Below are 19,918 nucleotides of genomic sequence, written 5' to 3' on the forward strand. Positions count from 1 at the left end.
GAAAATCGTGTGCCTCTGCTAGCAAAGTTGGGCGGTGCTGTACAACGGCAAATATGCCGCCCCGCCGACGGAAAGGCTGTCAGTGCCCGCTGGCGGCGACCTCCTGCGTTTCCGCCGCCGCGCCCTCGCCTTCCGCCGTCGCTCCGCCCGCTTCGGGCTTCGCCTCCCCTTCCGCCTCGATGACGGCATTCGGGTCGACGCAATCCTCCCGCTCCGTCATCGCCGTGACGATGGACTTGATCTCCTCGAGGGAGAGTTCCTTGCGCTCGCCGTAGAAATCGCCGTTCTCGGCGGGCTGGCCGTCCGTGTAGCGGGCGACGAAGGGGGCGGCCATGCCGGGAACGGCGGCGGGATCGCGCGCGAAGAGCACTTCGGCGCCGATCGCCCGGCCGCGCATGTCGGCGCGGTTCACGGGCCCGGCGGCATCGAGGAGGATGACCTGGTAGAGATCGGCTTCTTCCGCATTGGAGAGGGCACCGGCCACGCGCAGCGCCGTCTTCACGCGGATATCGCCGTCCTTCGCCGCCGAGCGCACGTATCTGCGCAACCATTGCTGGCCGTCCTGCTCGATGCGCACGGTGGAGACGGTGGTGCAGGCGACGCCCGAGATCGTTTCGGACGGCGGCCCGAGCAGCGCATCGCGCCCGACGAAGATCGCGGCGGCGCCCGAGGCGCCGGTAAGCACGAGGACGCCGGCGGCAATGATCAGGATCTTCCGGGACAGGCGGAACGAGGTCGGCAGGAACTTCACGGGCGTCGAACTTCTCTTTGAACGCAGAACACGAACGCGCCGAGAGCACGCGAACGCCCGCACTCTACAGGCCGTGCGTTTCCGAAGTTTTAAACCGCAGCGTGCCGTTTCGATCCATTCTTGCGAATGATTTGCAATAGCGTTGACAGGGAACAAAAGGGCCCTATAGTCAATTGCAACTCATTCGCAAAAGCAGATCAGGTTTCCCATGCTCCGCCGCTCGTTCAATGCCCTCCTTCTCGGCCTGCCGCTCGTCGCGGCGGCCGCCCCGGCGCTCGCGCAGGAAAAGCCGAAGGTGGTGACGACCTTCACCATCATCGCCGACATCGCGGCGAATGTGGCGGGCGATGCGGCCACGGTGGAATCGATCACCAAGCCGGGCGCGGAAATCCACAACTACCAGCCGACGCCGCGCGACATATTGAAGGCGCAGGACGCCCAGCTCGTGCTGCGCAACGGCCTCAACCTCGAGCTCTGGTTCGAAAAGTTCCTCGCCAATCTCGGCGACGTGCCGAACGTCGTCGTCAGCGACGGCATTACGCCGATGAGCATCGTGGAAGGCCCCTACGAGGGCAAGCCGAACCCGCATGCCTGGATGTCGCCGGACAACGCGCTGATCTATGTGGAGAACATCCGCAAGGCGCTCGGCGCGCTCGACCCCGCCCACGCCGCGACCTACGACGCCAATGCCAAGGCCTATGGCGAGAAGATCAAGGCGCTCGGCGCGGAGATGAAGGCGAGGATCGGCGCGCTGCCGGAGGAAAAGCGCTGGCTCGTGACCAGCGAGGGCGCGTTCTCCTATCTCGCCCGCGATTTCGGCCTCAAGGAACTCTTCCTCTGGCCGATCAATGCCGACCAGCAGGGAACGCCCAAGCAGGTGAAGGCGGTGATCGACGCGGTGCGCGAGCACAATATCCACGTCGTCTTCAGCGAAAGCACGGTCTCGGCCAAGCCGGCAGAGCAGGTGGCGGCCGAAACGGGCGCGGCCTATGGCGGCGTCCTCTACGTCGATTCCCTCAGCGAGGCCGGCGGGCCGGTGCCGACCTATCTCGATCTCCTGCGCGTCACCTCCGAGACCATCGTGAAGGGGCTGTCGCAATGATGATGGGCAGCAAGGCGAAGACGGTGGACGGCATCGTCGCCGAGGACGTGACCGTCACCTACCGCAACGGCCTCACGGCGCTGCGCCATGCCAGCTTCTCCGTGCCGACCGGCACGATCACCGCGCTCGTCGGCGTCAACGGCTCGGGCAAGTCGACGCTCTTCAAGGCGATCATGGGCTTCGTGCCGGTTGCCGGCGGCAAGGTGACGATCCTCGGCCTTTCCGTGCGCGAAGCCCTGAAGAAGAACCTCGTCGCCTATGTGCCGCAGGCCGAGGAGGTCGACTGGACCTTCCCGGTCCTCGTCGAGGACGTCGTGATGATGGGCCGCTACGGCCACATGAACTGGCTGCGCATCCCGACGAAGCGCGACCACGAGATGGTCGACGAGGCCCTCGAACGCGTGAACATGTCCGCCTACCGCAAGCGCCAGATCGGCGAGCTTTCCGGCGGACAGAGGAAGCGCGTCTTCCTCGCCCGGGCACTCGCCCAGGAAGGCCGGGTGATCCTGCTCGACGAACCCTTCACCGGCGTCGACGTCACGACGGAAGAGCAGATCGTCGAGCTGCTCGGCACGCTGCGCGAGGAAGGCCGCGTGATGCTTGTCTCCACCCACAATCTCGGCAGCGTGCCGGACTTCTGCGACCGCACGGTCTTCGTCAAGGGCACGGTCATCGCCTCCGGCCCGACGGCCGAGACCTTCACCGAAGCCAACCTGGAAAAGGCCTTCGGCGGCGTGCTGCGCCACTTCATCCTCGGCGGCCCGGACCTCCACGACGACGAAGACAGGCGCTCCGTCAAGGTCATCACCGACGACGAGCGCCCCTTCGTCATCTACGGCGAGCGTGACACGGAGAAGCGGCCGTGACCGGGGCGCTGCTCGAGCCCTTCTCCTACGGCTACATGGTCAATGCCATGTGGGTGAGCGCGCTGGTCGGCTGCATCTGCGGCTTCCTTTCCGCCTATCTCATGCTCAAGGGCTGGTCGCTGATCGGCGACGCGCTCTCGCACTCCATCGTGCCGGGCGTTGCCGGCGCCTACATGCTGGGCCTGCCGTTCGCGGCCGGCGCCTTTCTTTCCGGCGGGCTTGCCGCCGGCGCCATGCTCTTCCTCAACCGCCAGACGCGGCTCAAGGAGGATGCGATCATCGGCATGATCTTCTCCTCCTTCTTCGGCCTCGGCCTCTTCATGGTCTCGCTCTCGCCGACGCCAGTGAACATCCAGACCATCGTGCTCGGCAACATCCTCGCCATCACGCCGGAGGACACGATCCAGCTCGCCATCATCGGCGCGGTGACGCTCGTCGTCCTCCTCCTGAAATGGAAGGACCTGATGGTCACCTTCTTCGACGAGAACCACGCCCGCTCCATCGGCCTCAACGCGACGGGCCTGAAGGTGCTGTTCTTCACCCTGCTCAGCGCCTCCACGGTCGCCGCCATGCAGACGGTCGGCGCCTTCCTCGTCGTCGCCATGGTGGTGACGCCGGGCGCGACCGCCTATCTCCTCACCGACCGCTTCCAGCGCCTCGTGGTGATCGCCGCCGCGCTCGGCGCGGGCACCAGCCTCGTCGGCGCCTACCTCTCCTATTTCCTCGACGGCGCGACGGGCGGCATCATCGTCGTGCTGCAGACCGCGCTCTTCCTCCTCGCCTTCCTGCTGGCGCCCAAGCACGGGCTCATCGCCGCACGGCGCAGGGGCCGGCGCGCGCTGGCCGAAGGGGAGGCCGTCCAGCCATGAACGAGACGCTGCAACTCGCCCTCCTGCCCTTCCAGCTCGCCTTCATGCAGAACGCCTTCCTGGTGACGCTGACGATCGCGGTGCCGATGGCGCTGCTCTCCTGCTATCTCGTGCTGAAGGGCTGGTCGCTGATGGGCGATGCGGTTTCGCACGCCGTGCTGCCGGGCGTCGTCCTCGCCTATGTAGCGGGCCTTCCCTTCGCGGCAGGGGCGTTCGTCGCCGGCCTCGTCTGCGCGCTGGCCGCCGGCTATCTCAAGGACAACAGCCGGGTGAAGGAGGACACGGTCCTCGGCATCGTCTTTTCCGGCATGTTCGCCCTCGGCGTCGTGCTCTACGTGAAGATCCAGCCGGACGTGCATCTCGACCATATCCTCTTCGGCGACATGCTCGGCATCGGTGCTGCCGATCTTATCGAAACCGCCGTGATCGCGTTTGCCGCGACAGGCTTCATCCTCGCCTTCCGCAAGGACCTCCTCGTGCAGGCCTTCGACCGGCAGCACGCCTCGGCCATCGGCCTGCCGGTGAAAGTCCTGCACTACGGGCTGCTCGCGGTGCTCTCGCTCGTCGTCGTCGGTGCGCTGAAGGCGGTCGGCATCATCCTCGCCGTCGCCATGCTGGTGGCGCCCGGCGCCATCGCCGCCCTCCTCACCCGACGCTTTCCGAGCATGCTGGCGGTCGCTGTTTCCGTCGCGCTCGGCTGTTCGTTCCTCGGCATCTGGCTGAGCTTCCTCATCGACAGCGCACCGGCGCCGACCATCGTCCTTTTGATGGCGAGCCTCTTCGTCCTCGCCTTCCTCTCCCGCATGATCCGCGACAGAAGGCCCGTGGAAGGCGCCTGAACGCCGCCGCCATAGAGCCGTGTCGACAGGCGGCCGGTTTGCGTCTATCGTCCGGCCCAAACCGGCCTCTGCGGCCGCAACAACGACACGAACGACAACGGGACGGCATGGCGCATATCGGTATCGTCGGCGGCGGCCTGATGGGCTGCGCCACAGCGCTCCATCTTCTGGAACAGGGCCACAGCGTTACCGTGCTGGAGCGCGATGCCGGCGGCCTGCCGGCCTCCGTCGGCAATGCGGGCATCCTCGCCGTGCCGGAAATCGATCCGCTCGCCCGGCCCGACATGCTGCTTTCCGTGCCGAAATGGCTGCTCGATCCGCTCGGCCCCCTCACCGTCCGCTGGCAGGATCTGCCCGCCCTGACGCCCTGGCTCATGAAATTCCTCTTCTCCGCCCGGCCGGGCAAGGCGGCTGAAAGCCGCGCGGCGATGCTCTTCCTCATGAAGACCGCCGAGGCCGACCATGTGCGCCTCGGCGCGCTTGCCGGCGTTTCCGGCCATATGCGCGACACCGGCGCGCTCACCGTCTTCGACAGCCTTGCCGCCCGCGACAGGGTCTTCGCCCATGAGACCGAGAATGCGAAGCTGATCGGCTGCAATGTCGAGACGCTGGATGCCGAGGAGGCCCGCCGCCGCGTGCCGGCCCTCCAAGGCCCCTTCGCCGGCGCCGTCTTCAACGACGGCTACAAGACCTTCGAATATCCGCTGACCTTCCTGCGCCGGCTGCAGGCCGCGCTGCGCGAGCGGGAGGCCTTCACCGACGCCAACGTCGCCGCGGTGGGCCAGCGGGAGAACGGCATCGCGGTGCGCACGGAGGGCGGGCGCGAGTTCATCTTCGACCGGCTCGTCGTCGCGGCCGGCGTCTGGTCGCGCCGCTTCGTCGCCGATCTCGGCCTGAAGGTGCTGCTCGAAACGGAGCGCGGCTACAACACGACCTTCATGAACCCTTCGACCGTGCTGGACATGCCGGTCTTCTTCTCCGAGCACGGCTTCGTCGCAACGCCCTTCGAGAACGCGCTGCGCATCGGCGGGGCGGTGGAGCTCGCCTCCCCGGACGCGCCGGCCAACTACAGGCGCGCCGCCGCCATGCGCCGGAGGATGCGCCGCTACGTGCCGGACCTTCAGGAAGAAGGCGGCACGGAATGGATGGGCCGCCGGCCCTCGACGCCGGATTCCATTCCCGTCATCAGCCTTCATCCGCGCGACCCGCGCGTCGCCTTCGCCTTCGGCCACGGCCATCTCGGCCTGACGCTCTCGGCCACCACCGGACGCCACGTCGCCCGGCTCATTTCCGGCGAGGACGACAGCGCGCTCGCCCCCTTCTCCATCGCTCGCTTCCAGTAAGCGGGTCGCCCATCACCATAGAAAGACGAACATGCACAAGGTCATTTTTGACACGGACCCCGGCGTCGACGACGCCATGGCGCTGCTTTTCCTGCACAACCACCCCGAAATCGACCTCATCGGCATCACCACCGTCTTCGGCAATGCCGCCATCGAGACGACGACGCGCAACGCGTTGTTCCTCAAGCGCGAATGGGGCATTGCCGCCCCCGTCGCGCGCGGCGAGGGCAAGACCTACAACCCGATGCGCAACCCCACCGACTGGCCGGTGATGATCCACGGCCATGACGGGCTCGGCAATATCGACGTGCCGGAGGCGATCGACCTGCCGGTCGACCCGCGCCCGGCGCACCGCTTCATCATCGAGACCGTGCGGGCGAACCCCGGCGAGGTGACGCTGATCGCCGTCGGGCGCATGTCGAACCTTGCCTATGCGCTGAAGGAGGACCCGGAGATCGCCGGCCTCGTCAAGCAGGTCATCATCATGGGCGGCGCCTTCGACGTGCCCGGCAACATCACGCCCGCCGCCGAGGCCAATATCCACGGCGACCCGGAAGCCGCCGACGCGGTGATGACAGCGCCGTGGAAGGTGGTCGTCGTCGGCCTCGACGTGACCATGAAGACGGTGATGACGCGCAGGCGCCTTGCCGAACTCACCGCGCAGAACGGCAGGAACCTCAAGCTGCTCTCCGCCGTCTCGCAGTTCTACATCGACTTCTACGGCCGGCATGTGGAGGGCGAGGGCATGGTGGTGCACGATAGCTGCGCCTGCATCTACCTCGTCGCCCCCGAACTCTTCGAAACGCGCAGCGGCGCGATCCGCGTCGTCTGCGGTGGCATCGCCGACGGCCAGACGATCCAGAAGCCCGACGCCCGCAGCTTCCCGCCCGGCAACTGGGACGGCCTGCCCAGCCAGCACGCCTGCATCGGCATCGACGCGGAAAAGGTGATGGCGCTGCTGGACGAGACGCTGGTGCGCTGAGCGGAAGTTGCCCCTCACCTGCCTGCCGGCATCCTCTCCCCGCAAGCGGGGCGAGGAACGCTGGCCGCGCCGCTTTCCTCCTTCTCCCCGTTTACGGGGAGAAGGTCCCGGCAGGGGGATGAGGGGCTATTTCGGACTGTCTACTCCACCACCGCCGGCAATTGCCAGTCGATGGGCTTGCGCCCGTGCTCCACGAGAAACGCATTCGCCTTGGAGAACGGCCGCGAGCCGAAGAAGCCGTTGTGCGCGGAGAGCGGCGAGGGATGGGGCGAGCGCAGGACGAGGTGGCGGCTGCGGTCGACGAAGGCGGCTTTCTTCTGCGCGTAGGAGCCCCAGAGGATGAAGACGACGGGCTTTTCCTGCTCGTTGACCGCGCGGATGACGGCATCCGTGAAGCGCTCCCAACCGCGTCCCTGGTGTGAGGCGGCGCGGCCCATCTCCACCGTCAGCACGCTGTTGAGGAGAAGGACGCCCTGCTTTGCCCAATGCTCCAGGAAGCCGTGGCGGGCCGGCGGGATGCCGAGGTCTTCCTGCATTTCCTTGTAGATGTTGACAAGCGACGGCGGGATGCGCACGCCCGGCTGCACGGAAAAGCAGAGCCCGTGCGCCTGCCCTTCGCCGTGATAGGGATCCTGCCCGAGGATGACGACGCGCACCTCGTCGAGCGGCGTCAGGTCGAGCGCGCGGAAATATTCCGCCCCCTTCGGGAAGATGCGCCGCCCCTCCTGCTTCTGTTCGAGGAGGAAGCGCTTGAGGTCCGCCATGTAGGGATCGGAAAATTCCGCCGCCAGCGGCGCCTTCCAGCTTTCGCCGATCTTCACTTCGCTTGCCGTCATCGTCCGCTCCCTTCCGTCAGGGCGGGAGTTTAGCGCCGGAAAGCGGCATGGACCGGCAGAACCGCCGGTCATCCACAGCTAATCCTGTGCTACACCGAGCACCGTCATCAGGCTTCTCATGCGCCGGGTGGCCAATTCCGGCCTGTCGAGCACATTCGCCCGGTCGGCAAGGCGGAAGACATCGGCATAATGCAGGACGCCGCGGGCGGACTGCAGACCGGCCGGCATGGTGAAATGGTCCTGATGGCCATTCAGCCAGGCGAGGAACACGACGCCCGCCTTGTAATATTGCGTCGGCGCCTCGAAGATTTTTCGCGACAGCGGCACGGTGGGCTCGATGACCGCGCGGAAGGCGGCGGTATCACCGGCCGCAAGCGCGGCGAGCGCCCGCGAGGCCTGCGGCGCCACCGCATCGAAGATGCCGAGCAAAGCGTGGCTGTATTTCCGCCCGTCGCCCTCGATCAGTCCGGCATAGTTGAAATCGTCGCCGGTGAAGCACAGCACGCCTTCCGGCAGCCGGTCGCGCAGCGCCACTTCCTTCGCATTGTCGAGCAGCGAGATCTTGATGCCCTCGACCTTGCCGCGGTTCTCCTCGATGATCGACAGCACCGTCTCCAGCGCCGCATCGAAATCCCTGGCGCCCCAATAGCCGGCAAGCTGCGGATCGAACATGGCGCCGAGCCAGTGCAGCACGACCTTGTCCTTCGCCTGGCCGAGGATGCGGCCATAGACCTTGCGGTAATCGTCTGGCGAGGCCGCGACGCGGGCAAGCGCGCGGCTCGCCATCATAATCGCCCGGCCGCCGTGCTTCTCGACAAAACCGACCTGCTCCTCATAGGCGCGGATCACGTCGTCCAGCGAGCGGGCGCCGGTGGGGTCCAGGTGATCGGTGCCCGCGCCGCAGGCGAGATCGGCGCCCGGCACCGTCCTCGCCTCGGCGAGCGAGCGGCGGACCAGCTCCTGCGCGCCGGACCAGTCGAGCCCCATGCCGCGCTGCGCCGTGTCCATCGCCTCGGCGATGCGGAAGCCGAGCGACCAGAGGTGATGACGGAATTTGAGGGTCGCATCCCAGTCGATTGCCGGCCGCTCCCACAGCCGCGTATCGCGGCGCGGATCGGAGACCACATGGGCCGCCGCATAGGCGATGCGGCTGAAACGCGGCACGGCGGCGGGGCGCGGGGTGGGCGTGCCTGTGAGCGCATAGGCTTCGACGCCGCCATCGGCATGCGGCAGGAAAAGGCTGATCGGCATGGCATCCTCCCGGTGGGTTTCGGAGGGAATAATTTAGATCGTTCCAAATTTCAAGGGTGATTTTGACGCGCCTACAATTGTGACGCCTCAGTCAAAACCGAAAGGCGGGCGGTTACGGCAATCCTGCCCGACCCACCCCACCCTCCATCGTCATCCTTCGGCTTGACCCGAGGATCCACACCTTCGCACTACCGTATCTGGGAGCATGGATGCTCGGGTCAAGCCCGAGCATGACGGAGGAGAGGTGGTGTGCTGCAGCAAATAAACGAGCAATGCCCGCTCCGCGGCTCGATCAAAACCCGCTTGACAAATTTGGAACGATCCAATTAACTCTCCACCAGCAAGCGGGAAAACCAAGCCCCGCCCAGGGAGGAACGACCGTGAACAAGGGCCGGGTGACCGTTGTCGATATTGCACGCGCCGCCGGCGTATCGAAGTCGACCGTCTCGCTCGTCCTGCAGGCAAGCCCGCTCGTCAACGAGGCGACGCGGGCGAAGGTGAACGCGGTCATCCGCGAGCTCGGCTATGTCTACAACCGCGGCGCGGCGAACCTGCGCCAGTCTGCCTCTTCGCGGATCATCGGCATCATCGTCAACGACCTCACCAACTCCTTCTTCGCCGAGCTTGCCGTCGGCATGGACATGGTCATGCAGTCGGCCGGCTACGTGCAGTTCCTCTCCAACTCCGCCGAAAGCGTCGACCGCCAGCGCGAGGTCATCGCCTCGATGCGCGAGCACGGCATTTCCGGCCTCATCCTCTCGCCCGCCCGCGGCACCGAGGCGGCGGACCTGAAGCCGCTTGCCGCGAGCGGCATTCCCGTCGTCGCCGTGGTGCGCAACGTCGTCGGCGCGAAGGTCTCGAGCCTTTCCTCCGACAACCATGCCGGCGCGAAGGATGCGGTGCGCCACCTCGTCTCGCTCGGCCACCGCCGCATCGCCTTCCTCGGCGGGATAGCCAACACCACGGTCTTCGGCGAACGCGTCGCCGGCTGGCGCGATGCCTTGGCCGAAGCCGGGCTGGAGGCGCCGGATGCGCTCGTCATCGGTACCACGGCCTCGCGCGCCGGGGGCGTCGCCGCCATCGAGCGGGCGCTTCTCGTTCCCGACCGGCCGACCGCTGCGCTCTGCTTCAACGACGCGGCCGCCTTCGGCGTCTGCGACGGGCTGCGCGCGGCCGGCATGGAGCCGGGCCGCGACTTCGGCGTGGTCGGCTTCGACGACGTGATCGAGGCCGAGACCGCCGTGCCGGCGCTGACGACGGTGTCCGTCGACCCGCAGGGCATGGGCCGGCGGGCGGCGCAACTGCTCTTGAAACAGATCAATGCGGGCCGGGTGGAGCCCGAGGCCATCGTCGGCTCCGTGCGCCTCGTCGTGCGCCAGAGCTGCGGCGCCGGCCTGAAAACCGGGAGGAAATCGGTATGACGCGATGGGGTTTGATCGGAGCAAGCACGATCGCCCATGAATGGGTGATCGACGCGATCCGCGCCGTCGGCGGCGAGATCGTCTCGGTGATGAGCACCAGCGCCGAGCGCGGCCGCAAATATGCGGACGATCATGCGATTCCCAAGGCGGTGACGTCGCTCGACGACCTCGTGAACGATCCGGAAGTGGACGCTGTCTACATCTCCACGACGAACGAGCTGCACCGCGACCAGGTTTTCGCCGCAGCGAAGGCCGGCAAGCACATCCTCTGCGAAAAGCCGCTCGCCACCTCGCTCGACGATGCCCGCGCCATGGTGAAGGCGGCAAAGGAGGCCGGCGTCGTCATGGCGACGAACCATCACCTGCGCGGGGCGGCGACGCACCGGGCGATGCGCGACGCCATCGCGGCCGGCAGGATCGGCCGCCCGCTCGCCGCCCGCGTCTGCCATGCCGGCCTCTTACCGGCGCATCTTCAGGGCTGGCGGCTCGACAGGCCGGAGGCCGGCGGTGGGGTCATCCTCGACATCACCGTGCATGACACGGATGCGCTGCGCTTCGTGCTCGGCGACGATCCGGTCGAGGTGATCGCCTTCGGCCAGGAAAGCGGCATGGCCAAAAGCGGGCTGGAGGATGCGGCGATGGGTGCGATGCGCTTCAAATCCGGCCTCATCGCCCAGTTCCACGACGGCTTCACCACGCCTTATGCCGTGACCGGCTTCGAGGTGCACGGCAGCGAGGGCTCGCTGATCGCCCGCAACTGCATGATCCAGAAGCCGGGCGGCACCGTGACGCTGCGCACCGCCGCCGGCGAGGAAGACCTGACGCTCGACCACCGCAACCTCTACGAGACGACGCTTGCCGCCTTAGATGCGGCCATTGCCGGCAAGGGCGAGCCGCTCTGCACGGGCGAGGACGGCGTCTGGTCGCTGGCGACCGGCCTTGCGGCGATGGAAGCGGCGCGCACCGGCGGCACGGTGAACGTGACGCCGGGCCTTTGAAAGACGACGGAAGAACCATGAGCAAGCACATCACCCCGCGCCAGGCCGCAGACCTCATCCCGGACGGCGCCGTCGTTTCGGTCTCCTCCTCCTCCGGCCTCGGCTGCCCGGACCTGACGCTGAAGGCGATCGGCGAGCGGTTCGAGGAGACCGGGCACCCGCAAAACCTCACGACGCTGCACCCCATCGCCGCCGGCGACATGAGCGGCATCAAGGGCGTCGACCATATTGCGAAGAAGGGGCTCCTGAAGAAGATCCTTGCCGGCTCCTATCCTTCCGGTCCCTCCTCCGCCGAGCCGCCGCTGATCTGGCAGATGATCGGCAATGACGAGGTCGCGGCCTACAACATCCCCTCCGGCATCCTCTTCGACATGCACCGCGAGGCCGCAGCAAAGCGTCCCGGCGTCATCACCAAGGTCGGCCTCGACACCTTCGTCGATCCGCGCCGCGAGGGCTGCGCGATGAATGCATCCGCCGTCGCCGAGCCGGTGGTGGAGAAGATCGCCTTCGCCGGCGAGGACTGGCTCTATTTCAAGGCGATTGCGCCTGAGGTCGCGATCATCCGCGCGACCACGGCGGACGAGCGCGGCAACCTCACCTACGAGCACGAGGGCGCTACCCTCGGCGGGCTCGACCAGGCGCTCGCCGCCCGCAACAACGGCGGCATCGTCATCGCGCAGGTCAAGCGCATCGCCAAGGAGGGCTCGCTGAAGCCGCATGACGTGCGCGTGCCCGGCGTGCTGGTCGATTACATCGTGGTCGACCCGGAGCAGAAGCAGACGACGCAGACGCTCTACGACCCCGCCATTTCCGGCGAGATCTTTCGCCCGCTCGACAGTTTCCGCGTGCCGAAGTTCAACATCCAGAAGGTCATCGCCCGCCGGGTGGCACAGGAGCTTTCGGCCGGCAGCGCCGTCAACCTCGGCTTCGGCATTTCCGCCAACGTGCCGCGCATTCTCATGGAAGAGGGCCTGCACGGGGCCGTCACCTGGGTGATCGAGCAGGGCGCGGTCGGCGGCGTGCCGCTGCTCGACTTCGCCTTCGGCTGCGCCTCCAATGCCGATGCCTTCATGCCCTCGCCCTACCAGTTCACCTATTTCCAGGGCGGCGGCTTCGATGCGTCGCTCCTCTCCTTCCTCGAGATCGGCAGGGACGGCTCGGTGAACGTCTCGAAGCTCGCCTTCCGCCCGCATGTGACGGCCGGCTGCGGCGGCTTCGTCGACATCACCGCACGGGCGAAAAAGATCGTCTTCTCCGGCATGTTCAATGCCGGCGCCAAGCTCGCCGTCGAGGGCGGCAGGCTCGTCATCGGGAAGGAAGGCAAGCTGAAGAAGCTCGTCAACGCGGTCGAGCACGTCACCTTCTCCGGCCCGCGCGGCGTCGCGCAGGGGCAGGACATCACCTATGTCACCGAGCGCTGCGTCCTGAAGCTGACGCCCGAGGGCATCACGCTCACGGAGATCGCGCCCGGCGCCGACCTGCAAACCCATATCCTCGACCAGTCGGAATTCCCGCTGATCGTTTCGCCGGACCTGAAGGTGATGGACGCCGCGCTCTTCAACGACGCGCCGATCGGCCTGACGCTGGCGACGGGAGGCCATCATGGCTGAGCGCATCCGCACGACCGTCGAAGGCGCCATCGCGACGATCACCGTCGCGCGGCCGGAAAAACTGAACGCCTTCGACATCGACATGCTGAAGGCGCTGTCGGCGGCTTGCGACGGGATCGAGGCGAATACCGCCGTGCGTGTCGCCATCCTCACCGGCGAGGGCAAGGCCTTCTCCGCGGGCGGGGACATCCGCGCCTGGGCGGGCATGGAAGCCAATGAATTCGGCCATGCCTGGGTGCGCTTTGGCCATCGCGTCTTTGAGCGGCTGGCGACGCTGCGCATGCCGCTGATCGCCGCCGTCAACGGCCATGCGCTCGGCGGCGGGCTGGAACTGGCGGCGGCGGCGGATATCCGCATCGCGGAAGAACAGGTGAAGATCGGCCTGCCGGAAGCCGGCCTCGGCATGGTGCCCGGCTGGTCCGGCACGCAGCGGCTGGTGAAACGCTTCGGCGCGCAGGCCGTGCGCCGCATGCTGCTCGGCGGCGAGGTGCTGACGGCGGCGGAAGCCGAAAGACTCGGCATCGTCGACAGGGTCGTCGGAACGGGAACGGCCGTCGAAGCCGCGAAGGCCTATGCGGCGCGCATCGCCGCGCGCGGGCCGGCGGCGACGGAAGTGTCCAAGCTGATGATCGCGGTGGCGAACGGCGAGGACAACGGCGCGGCGGTGGAAGCGCTCGGCTCCATCCTCGTCGCCAAGACCGGCGACCTCAAGGAGGGCGTTGCCGCCTTCACGCAGAAGCGCCCCGCAGAGTTCAAGGGAGACTGGTGATGACCGCGCATGTGAAGCCCCTCACCGATTTCACGGCACGCGATTTCCGCATGCTGATCGACGGCGTCTGGACGGAAGGCGCGGGCGATGTCATCGAGCGCGTCGCGCCTGGCCACGGCGTCACCGTCAGCCGCTACCCGGCGGGCACGAAAGCCGATGCCGGGCGTGCCATCGCCGCCGCGCGAAAGGCCTTCGACGACGGGCCGTGGCCGCACATGACGGGCGCCGAACGCTCCAATATCCTGCTCAAGGCCGCCGATATCATCGCCGCGCGCGCCGACGACCTTGCCTTCCTCGATTGCATCGAGAGCGGCAAGCCGATCAGCCAGGCGAAGGGCGAGCTTGCCGGCGCGGCCGATATCTGGCGCTATGCGGCGGCGCTTGCCCGCGACCTCCATGGCGAGAGCTACAACACGCTTGGGCAGGGCACACTCGGCGTCGTGCTGCGCGAGGCCATCGGCGTCGTCTCCATCATCACGCCATGGAACTTCCCCTTCCTGATCGTCAGCCAGAAGCTGCCCTTCGCGCTCGCCGCCGGCTGCACGGCGGTTGTAAAGCCCTCGGAGCTGACCTCCGGCTCCACGCTGGTGCTCGGCGAGATCCTTATCGAGGCGGGCGTTCCGGCGGGCGTCGTCAACATCCTCACCGGCACCGGGCCGGAAGTCGGCAGCGTGATGACGACGCATCCGGATGTCGACATGGTCTCCTTCACCGGCTCCACCGGCGTCGGCCGCCTCACCATGGCCAATGCCGCGCAGACCCTGAAGAAGGTCTCGCTGGAACTCGGCGGCAAGAACCCGCAGATCGTCTTCCCCGACGCCGATCTCGACGCCTTCGTCGACGCCGCCGTGTTCGGCGCCTATTTCAATGCCGGCGAATGCTGCAATGCCGGCTCGCGGCTGATCCTGCACAAATCCATCGCGGACGAGATGACGGCGCGCATCGCGGACCTGTCGAAAAAGGTGAAGGTCGGTGATCCGCTCGACCCGGCGACACAGGTCGGCGCGATCATCACGCCGCAGCACCTCGAGAAGATCGGCGGCTATGTCGACGGCGCGGCAAAAGCCGGCGCCTCGGTGGCGCTCGGCGGGGCGGCGCTCGATCTCGGCCTCGGCCAGTTCATGGCCCCGACGATCCTTTCCGGCGTGACCCCGGACATGGCGGTCGCCCGCGAGGAAGTGTTCGGCCCGGTGCTCTCGGTGCTGACCTTCGAGACGACGGACGAGGCGATCCGCATCGCCAATGCCATCGACTACGGCCTATCGGCCGGCGTCTGGAGCCGCGACTTCGATACGTGCCTGACCATCGGCCGCAGGGTGCGCGCCGGCACGGTCTGGATGAACACCTTCATGGACGGCGCCTCGGAGCTCCCCTTCGGCGGCTACCGCCAGTCCGGCCTCGGCCGCGAACTTGGCCGCCATGCCGTGGAGGATTATACCGAGACCAAGACGCTCAACATGCATATCGGCGCGCGCACCGGCTGGTGGATGCCGCGATGAGGCGAAGCATTTCCCTCACCCTGAACAAGAGGGCGGAACGGCGCGGCAAGCTCCGGCCGATCTCCCCCCTTGTGGGGGAGATGTCGCCAAAGGCGACAGAGGGGGGTGGCGAGGGTGCGGCAAGTTTGGACGGTCGGAGCGTGTGGGATCACCCCCCTCTGCCCTGCCGGGCATCTCCCCCACAAGGGGGGAGATCGGCAAGTGGCGAATCCCCTGCCCTACACCACCGGAAACCCGAGCTGCGGACCTTGCAGCAACGTCAGTTCCTCCACCGCCTCTCCGGCGATGCGCCGCAGCAGCAGGCGGCCCATGGCCTCGCCGGCGGCGGTGAGGTCCTCGTAGATGGTCTCGACCTTCGGCTGGATCTGGCTGAGGAGCCGCGAGGTCTGCTTGGCGACGATGTCGTATTGCCCGCCGAGGACAAGGCCGTTGTCGCTCATGCCGGTGATGGTGGCGAGCGCCGAGACCTCGCCGGGACAGGTGAAGCCGTCCGGCGGATCGGCTTCGCCGCTGCGCCGGCGCACATAGTCGCGGATCATGTCGGCAGGGCTGTCGAGGTCGAGACCTTCCGGGATCTCGTAGGCGGCCCCGGCCTCGCGCACCGCGGTCATGAAGCCGTGCAGCATGTGCTGGTAGAAGGTGAGGCGCTTCGGCGGCAGGATGATCGTGACCTTGCGCCGGCCCTTCTGGATGAGACGCCGCGTCGCGGCATAGGCGAAGGCGAAATTGTCGTAGTCGACGAAGGCATGCGGCGTGGAAAACTCCGTCCGTCCATGCGTGACGAAGGGAAAGCCGTTCTCCAGCAGCAGCCGCACCCGCGGATCGAAGGGCTCGGTGCGCGAGAAGATGAGGCCGTCCGCCATGCCGTTGCGGATGATGTAGTTGGCCGCTTCGACATTGCTGCCGTCGAGGAAGTTCGGCGTGACGATGAGATGGTAGGGCGTCGCCTGGAGCGCGCGCGCAAGGCCGTGCATGACGGACGTGCCGAAGCCGAGGATTTCCTCGTGCGGATCGAGCAGCACGGAAATGACGTTGGTGCGGCCGGTCTTGAGGCGCTGGGCGGCGCGGTCCGGCAGGTAGCCGATCTCGGCGGCGACCGCGTGGACGCGCCGGCGCGTCGCCTCGGAGATCTGCGGCGCATTGCCGAGCGCGCGCGAGACCGTGGTGATCGCAAGCCCGGTGATTTCCGAAATGGTCTTCAGCGTCGGCTTGCCGGCGCGGGGGCTGCGGGCGGGTTCACTGTCGGCGGGCTTTTCGATGCGGGACACGGATACGCTTCTTCGGATGGCGGCAGGCGATGCGCGACACCATATCGGCGCGCCGCCCGTTCGGCAATCTTGCGCCGCACAGAATTTAAAACGTTTTCCGTGCATTGCACAAAGGCCGATCAGTACGGAAATATGCCGGTATCACCCCAATTTACCGCGTTTATGCAAAGAGGCCCCGTTGCCGGCCGTCCCGGCTTGACTTCGCAAATTTACAACGTTTTAAATTGGCCCGGCGCTTTGAGCCAAGAACGGAATTCCGATGCCCCTCAGGGCCTCGGGGAGATTGGCGGAAGGAAGCTTCCGCCCGAAAACTTGCAAACGGGAGGAAAACGATGCGCAAGTTTCTGACAACCACCGCGATCGCAGCGGTGACGATGATGGGCATGGGCGGGACAATCGTCCACGCTGCGGAAAACGTCGAGGTCCTGCACTGGTGGACCTCGGGCGGGGAGGCCGCAGCCCTCGACGTGCTCAAGAAGGACCTCGAATCCAAGGGCATCACCTGGACCGACATGCCGGTCGCCGGCGGCGGCGGCACGGAGGCCATGACGGTGCTGCGCGCCCGCGTCACGGCCGGCAACGCGCCGACCGCCGTGCAGATGCTCGGCTTCGACATTCTCGACTGGGCCAAGGAAGGCGCGCTCGGCAACCTTGACGAAGTCGCCGCCAAGGAAGGCTGGGACAAGGTTATCCCGACGGCCCTCCAGCAGTTCTCCAAGTATGACGGCCACTGGATCGCCGCGCCGGTCAACGTCCACTCCACCAACTGGATGTGGATCAACAAGGCCGCGCTCGACAAGGCGGGCGGCAAGGAGCCGGCGAACTGGGACGAGCTCATCGCCCTGCTCGACAACTTCAAGGCACAGGGCATCACGCCGATCGCCCATGGCGGCCAGCCCTGGCAGGATGCCACGATCTTCGACGCTGTCGTGCTCTCGCTCGGCAACGACTTCTACAAGAAGGCCTTCATCGACCTCGATCCCGACACGCTCGGCAGCGACAAGATGAAGGAAGCCTTCGACCGCATGACGAAGCTGCGCACCTATGTCGACGACAACTTCTCGGGCCGCGACTGGAACCTTGCTTCCGCCATGGTCATCGAGGGCAAGGCCGGCGTGCAGTTCATGGGCGACTGGGCGAAGGGCGAATTCATCAAGGCCGGCAAGAAGCCGGGCACGGACTTCGTCTGCATGCGCTATCCGGAAACGCAGGGCTCCGTCACCTTCAACTCCGACCAGTTCGCGATGTTCAAGGTTTCGGAAGACAAGGTTCCGGCCCAGCTCACCATGGCCTCGGCCATCGAGAGCCCGACTTTCCAGTCGGCCTTCAACGTGGTCAAGGGCTCGGCCCCGGCCCGCACGGACGTCTCCGACGAAGCCTTCGACGATTGCGGCAAGAAGGCCATCAAGGACCTTGCGGAAGCCAATGCCAACGGCACGCTGATGGGCTCCATGGCGCACGGCCACGCCAACCCGGCCGCCGTCAAGAACGCCATCTACGACGTCGTGACGCGCGAGTTCAACGGCGAGCTTTCCTCCGAGGAAGCCGTCACGGAACTCAAGGCCGCCGTCGAGGCTGCGAAGTAAGCGAACGAGGCTGCCCCTCACCCCGGCCCTCTCCCCGTAAACGGGGAGAGGGAGATGGAGAGGTCACGGCATAACCCTTCTCCCCGCCTGCGGGGAGAAGGTGCCGGCAGGCGGATGAGGGGCGCGGCCCCGTCGCCGACCAAACACAAAAACGGTGGTAACGACCATGGATAGCCGAAGCCGGCTGCAGGAGCTTTTGCCGAAGCTCGTGCTGGCGCCCAGTTTTCTCATCGTGCTCGTCTTCGTCTACGGCTTCATCGCCTATACGGGCTTCCTGTCGCTGACGGACAGCAAGATGCTGCCCTCCTACAACTTCGTGGGGTTGAGCAACTACACCAAGCTCTGGGCGCTGCCGCACTGGTGGCGGGCGATCTCCAACCTTGCGATCTTCGCCTCGCTCTACATCGCCATCTGCTCGGTGCTGGGCCTTTCGCTCGCCATCCTGCTCGACCAGAAGATCCGCGCCGAAGGCCTGCTGCGGCCGATCTACCTCTATCCGATGGCGCTGTCCTTCATCGTCACGGGCACGGCCTGGAAATGGTTCCTCGACCCCGGCATCGGCCTTGAGAACACCATGCACCTGTGGGGCTGGGAGAGCTTCTCCTTCAACTGGATCAAGGACCGCAACTACGCCATCTATTGCCTGGTGCTCGCCGCCGTGTGGCAATCGTCCGGCTTCGTCATGGCCATGTTCCTCGCCGGCCTTCGCGGCGTCGACAACGAGATCATCAAGGCCGCGCAGATCGACGGCGCGACGACGGCCACCATCTACCGCCGCATCATCATTCCGCTGATGCGCCCGGTGTTCCTCTCCGCCTTCGTCGTCCTGGCGCACCTTGCCATCAAGGCCTACGACCTCGTCGTGGCGCTCACGGGCGGCGGGCCGGGACAGGCGACCGAGCTTCCGGCGACCTTCATGTATTCCTACACCTTCACCCGCAACCAGATGGGCATCGGCGCCTCCTCGGCGATCATCATGCTGGTCATGATCTTCTCGATCATCATCCCCTACCTCTATTCCGAGATCCGCGGAGGCAAAGGCCGATGAGCGCGCAAAGCCCCGACAACATCATCTCGCACGGCCGCCTGACGCGCGCGCTCATCTATGCCGCGCTCATCCTCTTTGCGGTCTTCTACCTGCTGCCGCTCTACGTGATGCTGGTGAACTCGCTGAAGCCGCTCGAAGAAATCCGCCAGGGCGGCATGCTGAACCTGCCGAAGGTGTGGACCGTCGAGCCGTGGCTTTCCGCCTGGTCGACCGCACAGATCGGCGTGCAGCCGACCGGCCTTCGCCCCTTCTTCATCAATTCCATCCTGATGGTCGTGCCGGCCGTCGCCATCTCCACCGTCATCGGCGCGCTCAACGGCTACGTGCTGACGAAATGGCAGTTCCGGGGCTCGAACGTCTTCTTCGGCCTTTTGCTTCTCTCCTGCTTCATCCCGTTCCAGATCGTGTTGATCCCGATGGCCCGCATCCTCGGCATGCTGGGGCTTGCCGGCTCGCTCTGGGGGCTCATCCTCGTCCATGTCGTCTACGGCATCGGCTTCACGACGCTCTATTTCCGCAACTATTACGAAAACTTCCCGACCGAGCTGGTGCGCGCGGCGCAGATCGACGGGGCGAGCTTCTTCCAGATCTTCTACCGCATCCTCCTGCCCTCCTCCGGGCCGATCATCGTCGTCTCGGTCATCTGGCAGTTCACCAATATCTGGAACGACTTCCTGTTCGGCGCCTCCTTCTCCGGCGCGGCGACGACGCCGATGACCGTGGCGCTCAACAACCTCGTCTCCTCCTCCACCGGCGTGAAGGAATACAACGTCCACTTCGCGGGCGCGATCCTGGCGGCGCTGCCCACCCTCATCGTCTACATCGTCTCCGGACGCTATTTCGTGCGCGGCCTGATGTCCGGCGCCGTGAAAGGATAGCC

At 66.4% G+C, this 19,918-nt stretch carries 18 protein-coding genes; 14 read left to right on the top strand and 4 right to left on the bottom strand.

Going from position 1 to position 19,918, the window contains the following annotated elements; translation table 11 throughout:
- Positions 1-79 precede the first annotated feature (79 nt).
- Positions 80-751: a hypothetical protein gene (locus tag ACZ5TO_RS13760; RefSeq protein WP_464798474.1), complete on the bottom strand. Its 672-nt coding sequence runs from the start codon at positions 749-751 to the stop codon at positions 80-82.
- Positions 752-959: 208 nt separating this feature from the next.
- On the opposite strand from ACZ5TO_RS13760, the gene ACZ5TO_RS13765 reads away from it, so the two are divergent.
- From ACZ5TO_RS13765 to ACZ5TO_RS13790, 6 genes are all read left to right on the top strand, one after another.
- On the top strand, positions 960-1,853 hold the full coding sequence (locus tag ACZ5TO_RS13765; RefSeq protein WP_464798475.1) for a metal ABC transporter substrate-binding protein: 894 nt from the start codon (positions 960-962) through the stop codon (positions 1,851-1,853).
- Complete coding sequence (locus tag ACZ5TO_RS13770; RefSeq protein ID WP_464798476.1) at positions 1,850-2,719, top strand: manganese/iron ABC transporter ATP-binding protein; 870 nt, start codon at positions 1,850-1,852, stop codon at positions 2,717-2,719. Before ACZ5TO_RS13765 ends, ACZ5TO_RS13770 begins: the two co-directional genes overlap by 4 nt.
- Positions 2,716-3,588 (top strand): metal ABC transporter permease, encoded by an 873-nt coding sequence (locus ACZ5TO_RS13775; protein WP_464798477.1) that lies wholly within the window; start codon positions 2,716-2,718, stop codon positions 3,586-3,588. The genes ACZ5TO_RS13770 and ACZ5TO_RS13775 overlap by 4 nt, the downstream gene beginning before the upstream one ends.
- Positions 3,585-4,427, top strand: a complete 843-nt coding sequence (locus ACZ5TO_RS13780) for a metal ABC transporter permease (protein ID WP_464798478.1) — start codon at positions 3,585-3,587, stop codon at positions 4,425-4,427. Before ACZ5TO_RS13775 ends, ACZ5TO_RS13780 begins: the two co-directional genes overlap by 4 nt.
- A 107-nt stretch (positions 4,428-4,534) precedes the next feature.
- Positions 4,535-5,770 (top strand): NAD(P)/FAD-dependent oxidoreductase, encoded by a 1,236-nt coding sequence (locus tag ACZ5TO_RS13785; protein WP_464798479.1) that lies wholly within the window; start codon positions 4,535-4,537, stop codon positions 5,768-5,770.
- Positions 5,771-5,801: 31 nt separating this feature from the next.
- Complete coding sequence (locus ACZ5TO_RS13790; RefSeq protein WP_464798480.1) at positions 5,802-6,752, top strand: nucleoside hydrolase; 951 nt, start codon at positions 5,802-5,804, stop codon at positions 6,750-6,752.
- 140 nt (positions 6,753-6,892) lie between these two features.
- On the opposite strand, the gene ung is transcribed toward ACZ5TO_RS13790, so the two are convergent.
- Positions 6,893-7,588, bottom strand: a complete 696-nt coding sequence (gene ung / locus ACZ5TO_RS13795; RefSeq protein ID WP_464798481.1) for a uracil-DNA glycosylase — start codon at positions 7,586-7,588, stop codon at positions 6,893-6,895.
- Between the two features lie 78 nt (positions 7,589-7,666).
- The gene (locus ACZ5TO_RS13800; RefSeq protein WP_464798482.1) at positions 7,667-8,839 is read right to left on the bottom strand and encodes a dihydrodipicolinate synthase family protein; all 1,173 of its coding nucleotides are present in this window, start codon (positions 8,837-8,839) and stop codon (positions 7,667-7,669) included.
- A gap of 380 nt (positions 8,840-9,219) precedes the next feature.
- Here ACZ5TO_RS13800 and ACZ5TO_RS13805 point away from each other — a divergent pair, with 380 nt between their 5' ends.
- Genes ACZ5TO_RS13805 through ACZ5TO_RS13825 form a run of 5 tightly spaced genes read left to right on the top strand, consistent with a single transcriptional unit; the run spans position 9,220 to position 15,136 of the window.
- The gene (locus ACZ5TO_RS13805; RefSeq protein ID WP_464798483.1) at positions 9,220-10,260 is read left to right on the top strand and encodes a LacI family DNA-binding transcriptional regulator; all 1,041 of its coding nucleotides are present in this window, start codon (positions 9,220-9,222) and stop codon (positions 10,258-10,260) included.
- The gene (locus ACZ5TO_RS13810) at positions 10,257-11,258 is read left to right on the top strand and encodes a Gfo/Idh/MocA family protein (RefSeq protein WP_464798484.1); all 1,002 of its coding nucleotides are present in this window, start codon (positions 10,257-10,259) and stop codon (positions 11,256-11,258) included. Before ACZ5TO_RS13805 ends, ACZ5TO_RS13810 begins: the two co-directional genes overlap by 4 nt.
- Positions 11,259-11,275: 17 nt before the next feature.
- On the top strand, positions 11,276-12,868 hold the full coding sequence (locus tag ACZ5TO_RS13815; RefSeq protein ID WP_464798485.1) for an acyl CoA:acetate/3-ketoacid CoA transferase: 1,593 nt from the start codon (positions 11,276-11,278) through the stop codon (positions 12,866-12,868).
- Positions 12,861-13,637, top strand: coding sequence for an enoyl-CoA hydratase/isomerase family protein (locus ACZ5TO_RS13820; RefSeq protein WP_464798486.1), 777 nt, complete (start codon positions 12,861-12,863; stop codon positions 13,635-13,637). Before ACZ5TO_RS13815 ends, ACZ5TO_RS13820 begins: the two co-directional genes overlap by 8 nt.
- Positions 13,637-15,136 (top strand): aldehyde dehydrogenase family protein, encoded by a 1,500-nt coding sequence (locus tag ACZ5TO_RS13825; RefSeq protein ID WP_464798487.1) that lies wholly within the window; start codon positions 13,637-13,639, stop codon positions 15,134-15,136. Before ACZ5TO_RS13820 ends, ACZ5TO_RS13825 begins: the two co-directional genes overlap by 1 nt.
- A gap of 218 nt (positions 15,137-15,354) precedes the next feature.
- Here the strand turns inward: ACZ5TO_RS13825 and ACZ5TO_RS13830 are convergent, their stop codons facing one another.
- Positions 15,355-16,404 (bottom strand): LacI family transcriptional regulator, encoded by a 1,050-nt coding sequence (locus tag ACZ5TO_RS13830; RefSeq protein WP_464798488.1) that lies wholly within the window; start codon positions 16,402-16,404, stop codon positions 15,355-15,357.
- Positions 16,405-16,778: 374 nt separating this feature from the next.
- On the opposite strand from ACZ5TO_RS13830, the gene ACZ5TO_RS13835 reads away from it, so the two are divergent.
- The 3 genes from ACZ5TO_RS13835 to ACZ5TO_RS13845 all read left to right on the top strand — a co-directional run bounded on the left by ACZ5TO_RS13835 (position 16,779) and on the right by ACZ5TO_RS13845 (position 19,916).
- The gene (locus ACZ5TO_RS13835) at positions 16,779-17,990 is read left to right on the top strand and encodes an ABC transporter substrate-binding protein (RefSeq protein ID WP_464800396.1); all 1,212 of its coding nucleotides are present in this window, start codon (positions 16,779-16,781) and stop codon (positions 17,988-17,990) included.
- A 166-nt stretch (positions 17,991-18,156) separates the two neighbouring features.
- Positions 18,157-19,038 (top strand): carbohydrate ABC transporter permease, encoded by an 882-nt coding sequence (locus ACZ5TO_RS13840; RefSeq protein WP_184146041.1) that lies wholly within the window; start codon positions 18,157-18,159, stop codon positions 19,036-19,038.
- Positions 19,035-19,916: a carbohydrate ABC transporter permease gene (locus ACZ5TO_RS13845; RefSeq protein ID WP_464798489.1), complete on the top strand. Its 882-nt coding sequence runs from the start codon at positions 19,035-19,037 to the stop codon at positions 19,914-19,916. The genes ACZ5TO_RS13840 and ACZ5TO_RS13845 overlap by 4 nt, the downstream gene beginning before the upstream one ends.
- Positions 19,917-19,918 lie beyond the last annotated feature (2 nt).

Source organism: Shinella sp. Sh6 (assembly GCF_055392685.1).

Coding starts and splice junctions, on each gene's coding strand:
- ACZ5TO_RS13835 (WP_464800396.1), top strand. CDS start 16,779: ATGATGGGCATGGGCGGGACAATCGTCCACGCTGCGGAAAACGTCGAG.
- ACZ5TO_RS13790 (WP_464798480.1), top strand. CDS start 5,802: ATGCACAAGGTCATTTTTGACACGGACCCCGGCGTCGACGACGCCATG.
- ACZ5TO_RS13840 (WP_184146041.1), top strand. CDS start 18,157: ATGGATAGCCGAAGCCGGCTGCAGGAGCTTTTGCCGAAGCTCGTGCTG.
- ACZ5TO_RS13825 (WP_464798487.1), top strand. CDS start 13,637: ATGACCGCGCATGTGAAGCCCCTCACCGATTTCACGGCACGCGATTTC.
- ACZ5TO_RS13815 (WP_464798485.1), top strand. CDS start 11,276: ATGAGCAAGCACATCACCCCGCGCCAGGCCGCAGACCTCATCCCGGAC.
- ACZ5TO_RS13765 (WP_464798475.1), top strand. CDS start 960: ATGCTCCGCCGCTCGTTCAATGCCCTCCTTCTCGGCCTGCCGCTCGTC.
- ACZ5TO_RS13810 (WP_464798484.1), top strand. CDS start 10,257: ATGACGCGATGGGGTTTGATCGGAGCAAGCACGATCGCCCATGAATGG.
- ACZ5TO_RS13785 (WP_464798479.1), top strand. CDS start 4,535: ATGGCGCATATCGGTATCGTCGGCGGCGGCCTGATGGGCTGCGCCACA.
- ACZ5TO_RS13820 (WP_464798486.1), top strand. CDS start 12,861: ATGGCTGAGCGCATCCGCACGACCGTCGAAGGCGCCATCGCGACGATC.
- ACZ5TO_RS13780 (WP_464798478.1), top strand. CDS start 3,585: ATGAACGAGACGCTGCAACTCGCCCTCCTGCCCTTCCAGCTCGCCTTC.
- ACZ5TO_RS13770 (WP_464798476.1), top strand. CDS start 1,850: ATGATGATGGGCAGCAAGGCGAAGACGGTGGACGGCATCGTCGCCGAG.
- ung (WP_464798481.1), bottom strand. CDS start 7,588: ATGACGGCAAGCGAAGTGAAGATCGGCGAAAGCTGGAAGGCGCCGCTG.
- ACZ5TO_RS13845 (WP_464798489.1), top strand. CDS start 19,035: ATGAGCGCGCAAAGCCCCGACAACATCATCTCGCACGGCCGCCTGACG.
- ACZ5TO_RS13800 (WP_464798482.1), bottom strand. CDS start 8,839: ATGCCGATCAGCCTTTTCCTGCCGCATGCCGATGGCGGCGTCGAAGCC.